The organism is Kribbella pratensis, from assembly GCF_004366075.1.
Classification (GTDB): Bacteria; Actinomycetota; Actinomycetes; order Propionibacteriales; family Kribbellaceae; genus Kribbella; species Kribbella pratensis.
On sequence record NZ_SODU01000005.1, the window covers coordinates 194,148 to 210,163 of the forward strand.

The window sequence follows — 16,016 nt, forward strand, 5'->3', positions numbered from 1 at the left end:
CACGGCGAAGGCCGGTCAACCCTGGAGTGGGATGACCGGCCTTCGCTGTTGTGCGGTATGCCGCAGTGCGTGAAGATCAGCGGGCGGTGCGCTTCGCCGCGGTCTTCTTGGCGGGGGCCTTCTTGGCCGGCGCCTTCTTCGCAACGGTCTTCTTGGCCGGGGCCTTCTTCGCCGGGGCCTTCTTGGCAACGGACTTCGCCGGAGCCTTCTTGGCGACCGTCTTGGCCGGGGCCTTCTTCGCGACCGTCTTCTTCGCAGCGGCGGTCTTGGTCGCAGCGGCCTTGGCCGGAGCGGCCTTCTTCGCCGGGGCAGCCGCCTTGGTGGCGGTCGCGGCCGGCTTCGGGGCTACCAGCTTCGGCAGCTTCTTGGCACCGGAGACAACGGCCTTCAGCTCCGCACCCGCGCGGAACTTCGGAACCGTGGTCTTCTTGGCGCGCTTGGTCTCACCGGTCCGCGGGTTGCGCACGATGCGCGCACCACGCTCGATGGCCTCGAAGGCACCGAAACCGGTGATGGCGACCTTGCCGCCCTTCTTGGTCAGCTCACGCTGGACGGTGTCGATCACCGACTCCAACGCGTGCTGGGCCTGGCGGCGGTTTCCGTCGAAGTGCACTGCGAGCGCTTCGACCAACTGGCTCTTGTTCACTGCTTCCCTCCGTGAACGTAGGCGTCGAGCACAGCGCTCGATCTCACAGGAACGTTATGGACTCAACACGCCGTTCACAAACACCAACGCGGCAATTCGGCCTTGTTTTAGGCGATTCGTGCCACAATTTGGCCCGATTCGGCCCGATACGGTGCCGTTAGCAGGGTTTCAGAGCCAGCCGCGGCGCTTGAAGATCTGGTGCAGACCTCCACACACCAAGGCCATCAGGCCGATCGCGAAGGGGTATCCGTACTCCCAGTGCAACTCCGGCATCTTGTCGAAGTTCATGCCGTAGACGGTGCCGATCAGCGTCGGGGCGAACAGGATCGCCGCCCAGGCAGAGATCCGCTTCACCTCTTCGTTCTGCTCGCTGCTGGCGATCGCGAGGCTCTTCATCTCCTCGTTCTGCTGCTGGGCCACCAGGGTCGCGTTCACGGTCAGGATGTCGCGCAGCAACTCCCGGAAGCCGTCGACCTTCTCCACCACTTCGGTGACGTGGTCGGCCACGTCCCGCAGTGAACGTTGCAGTTCCTCGTCGACGCCGTACTTCTGGAATCCGCCGCGGAGCTGCTCGAGCATGCCGACCAGCGGCCGGGTCGCGCGCTGGAACTCGATCACCTCACGGGACAGTTCGTAGATGCGCCGCGACACCTTCGGGTCACCGCGGAACACCTCGGTCTCGATCTCGTCGATGTCGTTCTCCAGACCGGCGACCACCGGCGCGTACCCGTCGACGACCTTGTCCATGATCGCGTACAGCACCGCTTCGGCGCCCCGGCCGAGGAGTTCGGGGTCGCGCTCGACACGACGCCGTACCGCGGCCAGATTGGGCGCTTCGGCGTGCCGGACCGTCACCACGAAGTCCGGGCCGACGAAGACGTGCACCTCACCGAACTCGACCTCCTCGGTCGCGTCCCGGTACCGCGCGGCCTTCAGTACGACGAACAACGTGTCGCCGTACCGCTCCAGCTTCGGCCGCTGATGCGCCTCGTTCGCGTCCTCGATCGCGAGCTCGTGCAGGTCGAACTCCTGCGCCAGCGAGGCGAGCTCGCGGCGGTCCGGCCGGTACAGGCCGATCCAGGCCAGGCTCTGCGGCGATGTGTGCAGCGCCGCGTAGGTCTCCGCGAGCGAGTGCGGGGACGCGATCCGGTTGCCGCCGCAGTAGATCGCGCTGTCGACGACGCTGTGCCCCTTGGGCTTCTGCGGATCGCGGGACGGCTTCTCGGCCGGCTCGATCGCGGTCGCGGCAACGGACGCGGCGTGCTTACGGGCGGCGGCGCGCAGTGACGGGGTGCGGCTGAACGCGCGGAGCGAACGCAGGCGCAGGTCGGACATGAGTCCTCCAGGAGCAGTGTGGTGCGGGTGAGTGATGAGCGCGCACGTCTGCTCGACCCCACAACTGCTGGCGACTCTGCGACTTCTAGAAGAAGGCGGCCCCCGAAGGTCGAGCGAGACCGGTATGTCTGGAGGGATCGCTGTTCATCAGCGCCTCACCTCCTCGGTCTCGCAAGCCTTGTTCTGACAACCACGCAAGGGTAACACCAGAGTTATCGCCCCCGCCCCCTCCAACGTTACGGGGACGATAACTCCGGTTGAGTTTCAGGCCTTCGCGGGCAGGGTGGCCGGCTTGAAGGACGGGCGGGTCGCTTCGTACGCAGCGATTTCGTCCGCGTGCGACAAGGTGATGCCGACGTCGTCCAGACCGTTCAGCAGCCGGTAGCGCGTGTAGTCGTCGATCTCGAAGGGTGCCGAGACGTCACCGGCCGAGATCGTCTTGTTCTCCAGGTCGACCGTGACCTTGGTCCCCGGGTCGGCCTCGATCGCATTCCACAGCTGCTCCACGACGTCCTGCGTCACCAGGGCCGCGAGCAGACCGGCCTTGCCCGAGTTGCCGCGGAAGATGTCGCCGAACCGCGACGACACGACGACCCGGAACCCGTAGTCGAGCAGGGCCCAGACCGCGTGCTCCCGGGACGATCCGGTGCCGAAGTCCGGTCCCGCCACGAGGACCGAGACACCGTCGTACTCGGGCTGGTTGAGGACGAACGAAGGATCGTTGCGCCAGGCCGCGAACAGTCCGTCCTCGAAGCCGGTCCGAGTGACCCGCTTCAGGTAGACGGCCGGAATGATCTGGTCGGTGTCGACGTTGCTGCGGCGCAGCGGGGCCGCCGTACCGATGTGCTGGGTGAAGGCATCCATGATTCCGTTGCTCCTCAGGCGTTCGCAGGTGCGGCGACGGGCGGCAGGTCGGCCGGTGCGGCCAGGGTGCCGGTGACGGCGGTCGCGGCCGCGACCAGCGGCGACACCAGGTGGGTGCGGCCGCCCTTGCCCTGGCGGCCTTCGAAGTTGCGGTTCGAGGTGGAGGCGCTGCGCTCCCCCGGGGCCAGCTGGTCCGGGTTCATCCCCAGGCACATCGAGCATCCGGCACCCCGCCACTCGGCGCCGGCGTCCTTGAAGATGGTGTCCAGGCCCTCGGCCTCGGCCTGCAGCCGGACCCGGCCGGAGCCCGGGACCACCAGCATCCGGGTGCCCTCGGCAACCTTCCGCCCGGCCAGTACGCCGGCCGCGGCGCGGAGGTCCTCGATCCGGCCGTTGGTGCAGGACCCCAGGAACACCGTGTCCACGTGGATCTCGCGCAACGGCGTACCGGCGGTGAGGCCCATGTACTCCAGGGCGCGCTCGGCGGCGACCTTGTCGTTCTCGTTGTCGAAGTCGTCCGGCGACGGCACGGTCGCGGACAGTGGAACGCCCTGGCCGGGGTTCGTGCCCCAGGTGACGAACGGCGCGATGTCCTCGGCGCGCAGCACGACCTCACGGTCGAAGCCGGCGTCCTCGTCGGTGGCCAGGCTCTTCCAGTACTCGACCGCGGCCTCCCAGTCGACACCCTGCGGCGCGTGCGGCTTGTCCTTCAGGTACGCGAACGTGGTCTCGTCCGGCGCGATCATGCCGGCCTTCGCGCCCCACTCGATCGACATGTTGCAGATCGTCATCCGGGCTTCCATGCTCAGCGCCCGGATCGCCTCGCCGCGGTACTCGACGATGTAGCCCTGGCCGCCGCCGGTGCCGACCTTCGCGATCAGCGAGAGCACCAGATCCTTCGCCGAGACACCGTCCGGCAGTACGCCGTCGACCGTGACGGCCATCGTCTTCGGGCGGGCCTGCATCAGCGTCTGGGTGGCGAGCACGTGCTCGACCTCGCTGGTACCGATGCCGAAGGCAATCGCCCCGAACGCGCCGTGCGTGGACGTGTGGCTGTCACCGCAGACCACGGTCATCCCGGGCTGGGTCAGGCCGAGCTGCGGGCCGATCACGTGCACGACGCCCTGGTCCGGGTCGCCGAGGGTGTGGATCCGGATGCCGAACTCCTCGGCGTTCTTGCGCAGCGTGTCCACCTGCGTCCGCGACACCGGGTCGGCGATCGGCTTGTCCACGTCGAACGTCGGGACGTTGTGGTCCTCGGTCGCGATCGTCAGATCCGGCCGCCGGACCTGGCGGTTCGCCAGCCGGAGGCCGTCGAACGCCTGCGGACTGGTCACCTCGTGCACCAGGTGGAGGTCGATGTACAGGAGGTCGGGTTCTCCGTCGGCATGGCGCACGACATGCGCATCCCAGACCTTTTCCGACAACGTCCTACCCATCAGACTCTCCTTCGAGGATGTGTGTGGTGAAGTGCTCTCGCTCACAGTGCTCTCGATTGGGCAGCTGAAGCGACTTGCGTTCCACGATTCGAGACGGCAATATCGTCTCATGGACAACTCTAGCGGAGTCGGTGTTCTCGACAAAGCAGCCCTCGTACTGTCCGCCCTGGAGTCCGGGCCGGCGACCCTGGCCGGTCTGGTGGCGGCCACGGGCCTGGCTCGTCCGACGGCCCACCGGCTGGCGGTCGCGCTCGAGCACCACCGCCTGGTCGGCCGCGACATGCAGGGACGCTTCGTGCTCGGGCCGCGACTCAGCGAGTTGGCCTCGGCGGCCGGTGAGGACCGGTTGCTCGCGACCGCCGGTCCGGTGCTGGCGCGACTGCGGGACATCACCGGTGAGTCGGCGCAGCTGTTCCGCCGCCAGGGTGAGTACCGGGTGTGCGTCGCCGCTGCCGAGCGTCCGTCCGGTCTGCGTGACACCGTCCCCGTGGGCAGCCAGCTGACCATGGCGGCCGGGTCGGCCGCTCAAATACTGCTTGCGTGGGAAGACCCGGAGCGGATGCACCGCGGTCTGCACAACGCATCGTTCAACGCTGCCGCGCTGGCCGGCGTACGGCGTCGCGGCTGGGCGCACTCGGTCGGCGAAAGGGAGCAGGGCGTCGCGTCCGTCTCCGCCCCCGTCCGCTCCCCCAGCGGCAAGGTGATCGCGGCCGTGTCGGTGTCCGGCCCGATCGAGCGCCTGTCCCGCCAGCCCGGCCGCATGCACGCGCCTGCCGTCATGGCCGCCGCCGAACGCCTCTCCGAAGCCCTCCGCCGCGCGTCGGAGTAGCGCGTCGGAGTAGTCCCAAGAAGGCCAAAGGGTTCCTGGACGCCCAAGAACCCTTCACATGCAGCCGTCAACGCTTGAGGGGCCAGAGTTGTCCTGTGCTGCTGTCGATGAGGGCGGCGTGGTCGGCGGTGGCTTCGAGTGGGAGTACGTCGTACACCGCTGCCGCCAGCACCGGCAGCGCGGCCAGCGGGACCCGCGGTGCAAGAGTGCAATGCGGCACCCACCGCCCCGGCTGATAGTGCCGATGCAGTTCGGCATCCGTCGCCCGCAGCGCGGACACCACGGTCGCCTGCAGTTGCAGCACCTCCACTCCCACAGCCGGCACCAGCCAGGCTCGGCCGCGGCGGAACGTGCCGAGCGCATCGAAGTACAGCTCGGCAGAGTGTTCGTTCAGCAGGGGTTGGACGGCTGTCTGCACTCTGTCGTGGTCCCACTCGCGCAGTACTGCAAGCGACAGGTGCGGCACGTGCCGGCCATGGGTGTGGGATTTCAGCGTCGGTACGCCGAGATTCTCCAAGCGGTCCCACAGCGCTCGCAGGAGCCGGTCGGTGCGGCGATCGAAGAGTAGGCAGACGGCAAGTGCCACACGACCACAGTAGGTCGGTGATTGCCGTGAGTGAGCAATCGGATCACCATGAGGAGAGCGAGCCCTCAAGGAGGTCCGACATGGAGCGGGACTGGTTGACTCTGGGGTGGAAGATGCTGCTCGTCCGCGGTGCGATCGGCATCGTGTTCGGGATTCTCGCGATCGCGTGGCCGATCTCCACGGCGATCGCGCTGGCGCTGCTCTGGGGGTTCTGGGCCCTCACCGACGGGATCGGATCGATCGTTCAGGCCTTCCAGCCCGAGTCCCGGGGTAGTCGGCTGTGGTTGGTCGTGCTCGGCGTGATCGCGTTGCTCGCGGCGTTCTTCGCGATCACCAGTCCCGGCATGACCGCCAAGACGCTGACCTGGATCCTCGGGATCTGGCTGATCATCCGCGGCATCTTCGAGCTCGCGGGCGCCTTCAGCAGCCACCAGGTGATGCCGCGCTGGCTGCTCGTGCTCAACGGGCTGTTGTCGCTCCTGATCGGCGTACTGTTCGCCGCCAATCCCGGTGCGGGCGCGGTCAGCATCGCCGTACTGCTGGGGATCACGGCACTGATCTGGGGCGTGGTCCTGATCGGCGTCGGATGGTCGATGCGGCGCGCGCTCTCGGCCCCACCCGGACCGACCCGGTCGAGTCCGTCGCCGGCCTGACGAGCAACTAACCGAGTGCGTTGCCCTGGTTCCAGCCGCCGTACGGCACCGTGAGGATCTCGAGGTTGTGGCCGTCGGGGTCGTCCCAGTACAGGCCGCGGCCGCCGTCGTTGGTGTTGATCTCGCCTTCGCTGCGGTGGAAGGGGTCGGCCCAGTAGGTCAGCCCGCGGTCGACGATCCGGGCGTGGATCTGGTCGAACTCCTCCTCGCTCACGAGGAAGGCGTAGTGCTGCCGGTGCGGCTGCCCCTGGCCCTCGGCGAAGTCGAGCGTCGTGCCGTTCGCGAGCTGCACGACGGCGAACGGCCCGTAACTGCTCGGTTCGCCGACCCCGAGGATGTAGGCCAGGAACCGGGCCGAGGCATCTTTGTCGGTGCAGTTCACGATGGTGTGGTTGAACTCGACAGCCATTCCTTCAGGCTACTCGGATTCGGTGCAGCCGCAGGAGGTGCTGGGAACCAACTCGTAGTCGAGCACGTGGCGGGCTGCCGGTGGATTGGTGCGGTCCAGCAACAGTTCGACGGCCTGGCGGGCGGTTTTCTCGATCGGCTGGCGGACGCTGGCCAGTGGCGGGATCGTCACTGTGCACTCACTGGTGCCGTCGAACCCCATCACAGCCACGTCGTCCGGCACCTGCAGCCCGGCTTCCCAGGCCGCGAACAATACGCCGAACGCCTGCTCGTCCGTCGAGCAGTAGATCGCCCGCGGCGGCCGCTTCTGCGCGAACCACGGCCGTACGGCGTCCCGCGCGGCGAACCGCGACACGGGCGCGGCGACATACCGGGCCGAGGCTTGCGGATGCGCCTTCAGCGCACGTTCGATGCCCCTGCGGTGTTCCGCCGTACCGGGTGAATCCTCGGGGCCGGTGACGACACCGAGGGTCCGGTAGCCGTGTGACAGCAGATGGTCCGCCGACGCCTCGGCGCCCGCGACGTAATCGATCGAGAGCGTGGAGACCGTCACGCCGTCGGGGACGGGATGCAGAGCGACGACCGGTACGCCGGCGGTCGCGAAGCGCTGGATCGCCGGCGCGACGAGCAGCGAGACGAGGACGACGCCGTCGACCTTGCGTTCGATGAACGAGCCGATGTGGGCCGACTCCTGTTCCGGGTCGCCGGCCGAGTCGCCGATAAGGAGCAGGTGGTCGTGCTGCCGCGCGTAGTTCTCCAGGTGTTCGGCGAGCGTGGCGAAGTACGGGTTGCGGATCTGCGGAATGAGCAACCCGAGCGAGTACGTGCGGCCCGCGCTCAGCGCCCGGGCGAGGATGTTCGGCCGGTACTCCAGCTCCGCCGCGGCCTCCAGCACGCGCCGGCGGGTCTCCGCCGACACGGGCCGGGGGCCGTTGTTGAAGACGTAGCTGACGACCGCCGTGGACGTGCCGGCGCGTTCCGCGACGTCACGTGCGGTCGCCATCGATCTCCCCACGAGCCACAGGGTATGCCGTCCCGGCTGCCACGATCCGCGCCGTGATCTCCTCGGCCACCTGCTCGGCCTCCAGCGCGGTGACGATCCGCACGGTGCCGTCCGCATGGGGCGCGAACGTGCTGTGCCCCGCCCGCTCTCCCCCGACCTCGATCGACACCCGTCCGAGCTTGGAGAACGTGAACAGTTCCGGGCGACTCATCGCGAGCACCGCCACCGGATCGTGCGGCACGTTCCACGTCTCGTTCCAGTACGCCCACCATTGCTCGATGTCCGCCCCGAGCGCGGCGCCGAGTGGTCCGGCGGTGCGGATCCGCTCCAGGCGGGCCGCCTCGATCGTGACCTGCTGGGTGATCTCCAGCCCGGTGATCGTGGTCGGAATCCCCGCGCTCAGCACGGCCTGCGCAGCCACGTCGTCGGACTTGAAGTTGTGCTCGCACACGTCGTCGCCGAACGATCCACCCATCACCCACAGATGCCGGATCCAGTAGGCCGCCTGCGGTTCGAGAGCCAGCGCGGCCGCCACGTTCGTCAGCGGGCCGATCGCGGCTACGTCGAGCTCACCAGGTTGCTCGCGAAGCCGGGCGACCAGCCGTTCGGGTGCGCTGTCCGCGCTGATCGTCTCCTGCTCGAGGTGGTCGTGCAGCGTGCCTTCGTGCCCGGCCCACCAGACCTTTCGCCCCGACAACGCCTCGGCCTCACCGGGTACGACGTTCAGTTCGCGGCCCGCGAGTACGCCGTACCGCCTGGCGAGCTGGGCCCGCAGCCGGGTGTCGCCGTACACGGTGTGCACCTCGACGAGGTCGAGCTCCGGGCTGCCCAGGAGCTGGGCGAGCGCCATCGCGTCGTCGACGTCGGAGCCGATATCGGTATCGAGAATGATGGATCGCACAGATCTCCCTTACTTGAGTCCGGTACTCGACACGGACTGGACGAAGTACCGCTGGAAGCCGGCGATGACGACCAGCGGGATGACGGTGAGGACGACGGCGCCCGCGAACACGAGACCGTAGTCGGTGAAGTTCTGGCCCTGCAGGTTGGACAGCGCGACCGGGCCGAGGATGTGCTTGGCGTCGGTGCCGATCAGCAGCGGCCAGACGTACGCCTGCCACTGGAAGAGGAACAGCATCAGGCCGGCGCCGATCAGCGCTGGCTTCGACAGCGGCAGGTAGATCCACCGGAACACGCCGAACCAGCCCAGCCCGTCGAGCCGGGCGGCCTCGACCAGTTCGGCCGGGATACCGAGGAAGAACTGCCGCAGCAGGAAGATCGCCATCCCGTTGCCGATCCCCGGCAGCACCAGACCCGCGAACGTGTTGGTCAGGTGCCAGTCCCGGAACATCGTCGACAGCGGGATCGCGATCGCGTCGAACGGCACCAGGAAGCTCAGGACGACGATGCCGAAGACCAGCCCGCGGCCGCGGAACTGGAACGCCGCCAGCCCGAACGCCGCGGTCGCGCAGATCGCCAGCCCGATGACGACCGTGGCCGCGCTGACCACGATCGAGTTGAGCGTCGCGCGGCCGATCGCGCTGTTCAGCAGGGCGGAGTAGTTGGTGAGGGTGGGACGCAGCTCGAGGAACGTCTGCCAGGACAGCGGATTGAGGTTGGCGAACGTCTCCGAGCCGGGGCGCAGCGAGTTCGTCACGACCCAGAGCAAGGGCAGGAAGAACAGGATGCCGACGACACCGCCGAGCACCGAGAGGCTGGCGCGCTTCACTGGTCACCTCGCAGCAGCCGGAACTGCCCGGCCACGATCGCCAGCGTGAGCGCGACCAGGATGACGACCTCGGCCTGGGCGACGTGGATGTCGCCGATCGCGTACGCGCGGCTGTAGACGTCGTACATCAGCAGGTTGCTGTTGCCGTTCGGGCCGCCCTTGGTGAGGATCTGCACCGGCGCGAACACGAGCAGGTTCGACACCGTGTCGGCGACCAGGACGAACGCCAGCGGACGACGTACCAGTGGAAGGACCACGGACACCATCCGGCGCCACGGGCCCGCGCCGTCGAGCAGCGCGGCTTCACGGACCTCTTCCGGGACCTCCTGGATGCCCGCGATCAGGAACAGCATCCAGTACCCGACGCCGATCCACGACAGCAGGACGATCAGCGACGGCAGCACCTGGCTCGGCGAGGTGAGGAACGGCTGCGCAGGCAGGCCGAGTCGTTCGAGGACGCCGTTCGCGAGACCGTCCGGCCGGTAGATGACGCTCCAGATCACTGCCGACACCGCAGGCGGGGTGGCTATCGGCAGGATCACGAGCGTGCGCCAGAGCTTCGCACCCGCGGCCCGCTGGGTGAAGAGGACCGCGAGCAGGAACGAGACCGCGACCTGGATCGGGTTCACCAGCACGGTGAACAGCAGCGTCACGCCGATCGACTGCCGGAAGTCCTTGTTCGACAGCAGATCCGTGTAGTTGCCCAGGCCCGCGAACACCCGCCCGCCGCGCAGGAGGCTCTCGGTGTAGAAGCTCTCGACCACGGCCGAGATCGCCGGGACGATCCGCAGTACGGCGAGACACACCAGCGCGGGGGCCAGGAAGGCGAGGGCGATCAGCCCCTGCCTTTGTTTCACTTGATCGACTTCCAGGCGTCGGTGAGCTGCCGGGTCGCCTCCTGCAACCGCGCGTCCGAGTTGGTCCCGTTGCGGATGTCGGCGAACGCCTTGCCCATGACTTCCTCGAACTGGATGTACCCGACACTCACCGGCCGCGACACCGCGGTGTGCTCACTCTCGTACGTCGTGATCGCGGCAGCACCGGCCGTCTTCGCGCCGGAGAACTTGTCCATCTGCGGTGTGTACTGCTTCTGCGCCTCGAGGTTCGCCGGGATGATCGTCGTCGTACTCGTGGTGGCCAGGTTGCCGGCCGGGTCCAGCGTCGCGAACTCGACGAACTTGCGCGCCATCCCCTGCTGCTTCGACGCCGGGTTGATGCCGACCGACCACGAACCGGTCGGCGTGACCGGCTTGCCGCCCTGGAAGTACGGCATCGGGGCGACGCCCCAATCGACCTTCGAGCTGCCGAAGATCTTCAGGTCCCACGGGCCGCCGACGAAGAACGCGACGTCACCGGCCGCGAACACCGGACCGGTCTGGAACCCGCCGATGCCGCGCGGCGACAGTCCGCTCGCGAACGTAGCGCCGTACCACTGCATCGCCTTCTTCCAGCCGTCGGTCTCGACCGCCGGGGTGAGTGCGTCGTCGCCTTCGATCCCGGATCCGCCGCCGAGCGACTCGGCCAGCGGCTGGAGCTGGTAGTACGCCTCGGGCTGTTCCATGAACAGCCCGTACTTCGTGCCGCCCGACTGCATCGCCTTCCGGCCGGCGGCCTCGACCTGCTCCCAGGTCCAGCGCTGCTCCGGGTCCGCGGTCGGCGGCGTCACCTTGGCCTTGGCGAGCGCGGTCTTGTTGTAGAAGAGGAACTGCGTCGAGTTCCACATCGGCAACGACCACAGCTTGTCGCGGAAGTGGTTGGTCTTGTACGCCGTCGCGCTGAAGGACGTCTTCACCTTGGCGTCGAGGTCGCTGAGATCGGTGAGGAAACCCTTCGCGGCGAGCTGCGAGACCCGCGGTTCGTCGACGGTGTAGACATCGATCGCGGCGTCCTTCGCGCTCAGCCGCTGCTGCATGGTCGCGTTGAACTGGTCGAACGGGATCTGGGTGTAGGTCACCTTGATCCCGGGGTTCTTCGCCTCGAACGCCTTGATCACGGGCTGGTAGGTCTCGGCGTTGTCGGTGCCGGTGAACGTGATCGTGCCGGTCTGCGGACCTTGGTCCGCGGTGGCCGGAGCGCCGGTATCCGGCGAGCCACCGCATCCGGCGACGAGTGCCGCGACGGCAACGATCGCGGCGGGAAGTAGTCGCTGCACAGGAGTCCCTTTCCTCGAACGGCCCCCGACGGTCTGATCTAAGCGGTTAGACTAAGCGCTTAGACCTCGCCTGTCCAGCGACTCCGGTGCTGTCCGATCCCGGGCTCACCGACGTACTCTCAGCTGATGAGGGTGGGGATTCTCGGGGCGGCGGAGGTCCTGCGGGACGGGGAGCCGGTGGAACTCGGTGGCCGGAAGCAACGCATGCTGCTTTCGGCCCTGGCGCTGTACGCCGGGCAACCGGTGCCGGTGGACAGCCTGATCGACATGCTGTGGCGGGACAGCCCGCCGCCGAGCGCTCTGTCGACCCTGCAGGTGTATCTCGCCGGCGTGCGCAAGGCACTGGAGCCGGACCGGCCGGCTCGCACCTTGCCGAGAACGGTGGTGACGGTGGCTCCGGGCTACGCCCTGCGCCTGCCCGGGGACTGCCTCGACGCAGCGCGGTTCGCCGCCGTCGTCGACGCGGCACATCGTCGCCTCGGCTCGTGGTCCGACGAGGTTTCGGGGGCAATCGCGGCGCCGGAACTCGAGCCAGACGAACTGGGCCCGGTCATCACCGCGCTCGACGACGCGCTGGCCTTGTGGCGAGGCACGCCATACCTCGATCTGGACGATGCCCCCGCAGCGATCGCCGAGCGCGGACGACTCGAGGAACTTCGGCTCGTGGCTCTCGAGGACCGCGCGGTCGCCCGGCTGGCGCTCGGCCTGCATGCGACGCTCGCCGCCGAACTGGAGGCGCTCACAGCCGAGCACCCCCTGCGGGAACGGCTGTGGGCACTGCGCGTCCTGGCGCTTGCGGGTGCCGGCCGGCAGGCCGACGCGCTCGACGCGCTGCGCCGGGTGCGCAGGGTCCTGGCGGACGAACTCGGGCTGGATCCGGGCACACCGCTGCGTGAACTGGAACTCGCCGTCCTTCGCCAAGACCCGCAACTGGTCTGGCGGCCGAAGCCCGGCAACGGATCCCACGTCCTTCCAGTCGCCACCGGTCCTGTTCCTGATGCTGCTACTGGTGCTGCTACTGGTGCTGGTGCCGGTGGCGCGTCGCAGTGGCCGCTCGTCGGACGGGTCGCGGAGCTCGCGGCGCTCGAACGGCTGCTCGACGAAGCGGGTGCGGCACCGCAGTTCGCCGTACTCACCGGGGAGCCGGGAATCGGCAAGACCAGGCTGGCATCGGAGATCGCGGCGCGAGCGCGGTCGCGCGGATTCGCCGTACTCACCGGGCGGTGTTCGGAGGACGAGGGCGCACCGCCACTGTGGCCGTGGATCGGTGTCCTCCGGGCCCTCGCCGACACAGTCGATCTCCCGGACGCGGTACGGCGGCAGCTCGCCGAGCTGACCGGCCTACTGGAGCCCGGTGTCGCGGGACCGTCAGCGCCCGCGGAGGACGTGGATGCCGCGCGGTTCCGGCTGTGGACCATGACCTCCGATGTCCTGGTCTCCGCGTCGCGGATCCGGCCGCTGCTCGTGATCCTCGACGACCTGCATTGGGCCGACCCGTCGTCACTCAAGCTGCTCAGACATCTCGCCGACATGATCGACACCGGACGCCTGCTCGTCGTCGCCACTCGGCGAGCGGCTCCCGCGCTCGCGGGTCAGCTCGCGGCCGTAGCCGAGAGCCTCGCCCGGCGGCACGCACTGCGCCTGGACCTGCCGGGGCTGACGACGTCCGAGGCGGCCGCACTGGTCGAGGTCGCGACCCATCGCCAACCCGGCGGCCGGGAAGCGGAGGCGTTGCGTGCGCGGACGGACGGAAACCCCTTCTTCCTGGTCGAACTCCTCCGCGACGGCCGCGGGGACGTGCCGGCGGCGGTGACCGACATCGTCGCCCGCCGGGTCGCGAGGTTGCCCGAGGCAACCGGTGAACTGTTGCGCACCGCAGCTGTCATCGGCCGGGAGTTCGACCTCGCGGTCCTCGCCGCGGCGACCGGGTGCGACGAGGACGAGCTTCTCGACGCGCTCGATCCCGCGCTGGCCGCCGGTGTGCTCGCCGAGGGAGACCGGCTGGAGCGGTTCCGGTTCGCCCACGCGCTGGTGCGCGACGTGGTGTACGCCGGTCTGCCGGCGGCGCGGCGGGCTCGCCGGCACGCGGTGATCGCGCGGGTGCTCGAGGACACCGACGCGGCACCATCCGAGACTGCGCGGCACTGGCTGGCCGCCGGGCCGGCGCATGCGGCACGAGCCTGGCGGTCGGCTGCCGTCGCGGCCGAGCACGCGACCCGGCTGTACGGGTACGACGAAGCGGCCGGGCTGCTCGCGGCCGCACTCGACGTACAGCGCACCGACGGCGCGGCCACCCCACTCGACCGGTACGGCCTCTTGATGGCACGAGCCGACGCGTGCCGCTGGTCGGTCGATCGCGACGGCCTGGACGCAGCCCTGACCGCCGCCGTGCAGGAGGCCGAGCAGCTCGGCGACGTCGTACGCATGGCGCAGGCGGCGGTCAGTACCGCAGAGGGCGCCTTGTGGCAGACCCGCGCCTACGGGCGGGCAGATCGGCACATGATCGCGACCCTGCGACGGGCGCTGCGGGAGCTGCCCGCAGAGGACCAGGAGCTGCGCTGCCGGGTCCTTCTCGTCCTGGCGACCGAGCTCTACCACACCGACGCGCCCGCCTACCGGGAGGCGTTGGTCGAGCAAGGCCTGGCGATGGCGCGCAGGCTCGGCGACCCCGCCTTGCTGGTGTGGGCCTGTCAGGCCGCGTTCATCGCCATCTGGCGTCCGGCCACTGCGCCGGACCGTCTGCGGCTGGCGGACGAGGCCCTGGCCAGCGCGGTCGAGCAGGCCGACCCGGTACGCGAGGCGCTGGCGCGCACCCTCCGGGTGATCGTCACCTGTGAGCTGGGCCTGGTCGCGGAGATGCGGGACGAGATCAGCCGGCTCCGGCAGATCGCTGAGCCACGGCGGCTGGTGTACGTCCTCATCGTGCTGACCGAGCTCGAGCCACCGTGGCTGGCGATGCAAGGGCGGTTCGACGAGGCGGACCGGCTCATCGAGCAGCGGCGCGAACTCGTCGCCGGTGCCTCGCTCCCGCAGCGGGACGAGTCGATGGTCGCCGCCCCGGCGTGCATCGAGCTGTGGCGCACCGGCGCAGCCGGGATCGTGCCCGCGTTCCGGGCGCTCGCGTCGGTCAGTCCGATGCCGTTCGACCTGACCGTCCAATGGCTGCTCGTGCGGGCCGGCCGGCTGGAGGAGGCGCGCACGGTCCGGGCCGAACCGGTTCCGTCCACCGACGACTGGGTCTCGGTGCACCACTACTGCATCGCGGCCGAGGTCGCCTTCGCCCTGGAGCGGCCCGCGGCGGCGCGTTCGGTGTACCACTGGCTGAGTCCGTACGCGGGACGCGTCTGCAGCGCCGGATTCTCGGTGGCAATAGGTCCGGTGGACGCCTTCCTGGCCTTCGCGGCGATGGCGTCGGGCGAACGCGAGATCGCGAGCCGGCACGCCGACACGGCGCTGGAGTTGTGCGCCGAATGGGAGATCCCGCTGGCCGCACAGTGGTTGCGCGAGCAGCGGGATCGCGGCGGCTTCTGAGTCAGGCGTAGCGGAACGCCGCGCGTTCCCGGCGCTCGAACGGGCGCCGCCAGAAGAGCCGCCACACCAGTTCCATCGGACGCCCCGCCATGGAGTCGCGAACCCGCCCGAAGTGTTCGGCCGGCAACCCGTACAGGGCCCACGAGGCGATGAACGGCAGGTCGCGCGGGCCGTAGGCGGGCTTGAACTGCTCCGTCTCCAGCCGATGCCAGTCGGCGTCGACCAGATAGCGCTGGACCAGGACCATGGCGTCGCGCTCCTCGTGCGCCAGGTGTCGCGCCAGGAGTTCCCCCAAGGCGACCACACGCACCTCCAACGCATCCCGCGCGTCGACGTCGGCGTACGCCGCCAGTCGCTCGAATCCCGCCGTACACGACGTCAGGAGGGGGTCGATCTCGGCATGCTCATCCTCCATCGCCTCCAGCGTCGCCCGGCTGTCGGCGTCCGCCTTGGCCATCAGGAGCGGCCACAAGCCGGCGTCCTCGCCGGTGTGGTGCTTGTGCAGGATCTCGCAGAACCTGCCCCATCGCGTGGCGAGTGCCCGCCAGGTGCCGCGGTCCTCCACCGGCGTGCGGATGACGGCGGTCTTGAAGGCGGCGAGGTCGCGACGGAACCCGTGGTGCATGACGTACATGGCGGTCAGGTCCACCGGTCCGGGCGGTGCGGCCGCCTGTCCCGGCAGCATCAACTGATCGACGGTCGCTGTGCTCATCAGCGGTTCCTTCCTCTCGAGCTGCGCCTACCGTCTCCCAGCTCGCTTGGAAGGCGCTTGGGGCCGAACCTGAAGCGGACCCCAAGCCGAACCCAAGCGACCGCGCGGATGATCCTTCCAAGGACCCAA

At 69.0% G+C, this 16,016-nt stretch carries 15 protein-coding genes; 3 read left to right on the plus strand and 12 right to left on the minus strand.

What is annotated here, in order from left to right:
- Positions 1 to 76: 76 nt before the first annotated feature.
- From EV137_RS37625 to leuC, 4 genes are all read right to left on the minus strand, one after another.
- Positions 77 to 646 carry an HU family DNA-binding protein gene (locus tag EV137_RS37625; protein ID WP_134132927.1) on the minus strand — a complete coding sequence of 190 codons (570 nt, stop codon included), beginning with the start codon at positions 644 to 646 and terminating at the stop codon, positions 77 to 79.
- A gap of 168 nt (positions 647 to 814) precedes the next feature.
- Complete coding sequence (gene corA / locus EV137_RS37630; protein ID WP_134011127.1) at positions 815 to 1,981, minus strand: magnesium/cobalt transporter CorA; 1,167 nt, start codon at positions 1,979 to 1,981, stop codon at positions 815 to 817.
- A 264-nt stretch (positions 1,982 to 2,245) separates the two neighbouring features.
- On the minus strand, positions 2,246 to 2,845 hold the full coding sequence (leuD, locus tag EV137_RS37635; protein WP_134132928.1) for a 3-isopropylmalate dehydratase small subunit: 600 nt from the start codon (positions 2,843 to 2,845) through the stop codon (positions 2,246 to 2,248).
- A 14-nt stretch (positions 2,846 to 2,859) separates the two neighbouring features.
- A complete protein-coding gene (gene leuC, locus EV137_RS37640) occupies positions 2,860 to 4,284 on the minus strand; it encodes a 3-isopropylmalate dehydratase large subunit (protein WP_134132930.1) in 1,425 nt (474 codons plus the stop codon).
- 109 nt (positions 4,285 to 4,393) lie between these two features.
- Here leuC and EV137_RS37645 point away from each other — a divergent pair, with 109 nt between their 5' ends.
- Positions 4,394 to 5,113: an IclR family transcriptional regulator gene (locus tag EV137_RS37645; RefSeq protein ID WP_130387568.1), complete on the plus strand. Its 720-nt coding sequence runs from the start codon at positions 4,394 to 4,396 to the stop codon at positions 5,111 to 5,113.
- Positions 5,114 to 5,180: 67 nt separating this feature from the next.
- Here EV137_RS37645 and EV137_RS37650 read toward each other — a convergent pair whose 3' ends face one another.
- Positions 5,181 to 5,699 (minus strand): 2'-5' RNA ligase family protein, encoded by a 519-nt coding sequence (locus EV137_RS37650; RefSeq protein ID WP_134011125.1) that lies wholly within the window; start codon positions 5,697 to 5,699, stop codon positions 5,181 to 5,183.
- Between the two features lie 80 nt (positions 5,700 to 5,779).
- On the opposite strand from EV137_RS37650, the gene EV137_RS37655 reads away from it, so the two are divergent.
- Positions 5,780 to 6,352, plus strand: coding sequence for an HdeD family acid-resistance protein (locus tag EV137_RS37655; RefSeq protein ID WP_134011124.1), 573 nt, complete (start codon positions 5,780 to 5,782; stop codon positions 6,350 to 6,352).
- 7 nt (positions 6,353 to 6,359) lie between these two features.
- Here the strand turns inward: EV137_RS37655 and EV137_RS37660 are convergent, their stop codons facing one another.
- Genes EV137_RS37660 through EV137_RS37685 form a run of 6 tightly spaced genes read right to left on the minus strand, consistent with a single transcriptional unit; the run spans position 6,360 to position 11,644 of the window.
- Positions 6,360 to 6,761 carry a VOC family protein gene (locus EV137_RS37660; protein WP_134011122.1) on the minus strand — a complete coding sequence of 134 codons (402 nt, stop codon included), beginning with the start codon at positions 6,759 to 6,761 and terminating at the stop codon, positions 6,360 to 6,362.
- 9 nt (positions 6,762 to 6,770) lie between these two features.
- Positions 6,771 to 7,763 carry a LacI family DNA-binding transcriptional regulator gene (locus EV137_RS37665; RefSeq protein ID WP_166680131.1) on the minus strand — a complete coding sequence of 331 codons (993 nt, stop codon included), beginning with the start codon at positions 7,761 to 7,763 and terminating at the stop codon, positions 6,771 to 6,773.
- On the minus strand, positions 7,747 to 8,664 hold the full coding sequence (locus EV137_RS37670) for a nucleoside hydrolase (protein ID WP_238175831.1): 918 nt from the start codon (positions 8,662 to 8,664) through the stop codon (positions 7,747 to 7,749). Before EV137_RS37670 ends, EV137_RS37665 begins: the two co-directional genes overlap by 17 nt.
- 9 nt (positions 8,665 to 8,673) lie before the next feature.
- Complete coding sequence (locus EV137_RS37675; RefSeq protein ID WP_134011118.1) at positions 8,674 to 9,492, minus strand: carbohydrate ABC transporter permease; 819 nt, start codon at positions 9,490 to 9,492, stop codon at positions 8,674 to 8,676.
- Entirely contained in the window at positions 9,489 to 10,349 is an 861-nt protein-coding gene (locus EV137_RS37680) for a carbohydrate ABC transporter permease (RefSeq protein ID WP_202871328.1), read from the minus strand. The genes EV137_RS37675 and EV137_RS37680 overlap by 4 nt, the downstream gene beginning before the upstream one ends.
- Positions 10,346 to 11,644 carry a sugar ABC transporter substrate-binding protein gene (locus EV137_RS37685; RefSeq protein ID WP_134132933.1) on the minus strand — a complete coding sequence of 433 codons (1,299 nt, stop codon included), beginning with the start codon at positions 11,642 to 11,644 and terminating at the stop codon, positions 10,346 to 10,348. The genes EV137_RS37680 and EV137_RS37685 overlap by 4 nt, the downstream gene beginning before the upstream one ends.
- 126 nt (positions 11,645 to 11,770) lie before the next feature.
- On the opposite strand from EV137_RS37685, the gene EV137_RS37690 reads away from it, so the two are divergent.
- On the plus strand, positions 11,771 to 15,175 hold the full coding sequence (locus EV137_RS37690; RefSeq protein ID WP_134132935.1) for an ATP-binding protein: 3,405 nt from the start codon (positions 11,771 to 11,773) through the stop codon (positions 15,173 to 15,175).
- A 1-nt stretch (position 15,176) separates the two neighbouring features.
- On the opposite strand, the gene EV137_RS37695 is transcribed toward EV137_RS37690, so the two are convergent.
- Positions 15,177 to 15,887, minus strand: a complete 711-nt coding sequence (locus EV137_RS37695) for a hemerythrin domain-containing protein (RefSeq protein ID WP_134132936.1) — start codon at positions 15,885 to 15,887, stop codon at positions 15,177 to 15,179.
- Positions 15,888 to 16,016 lie beyond the last annotated feature (129 nt).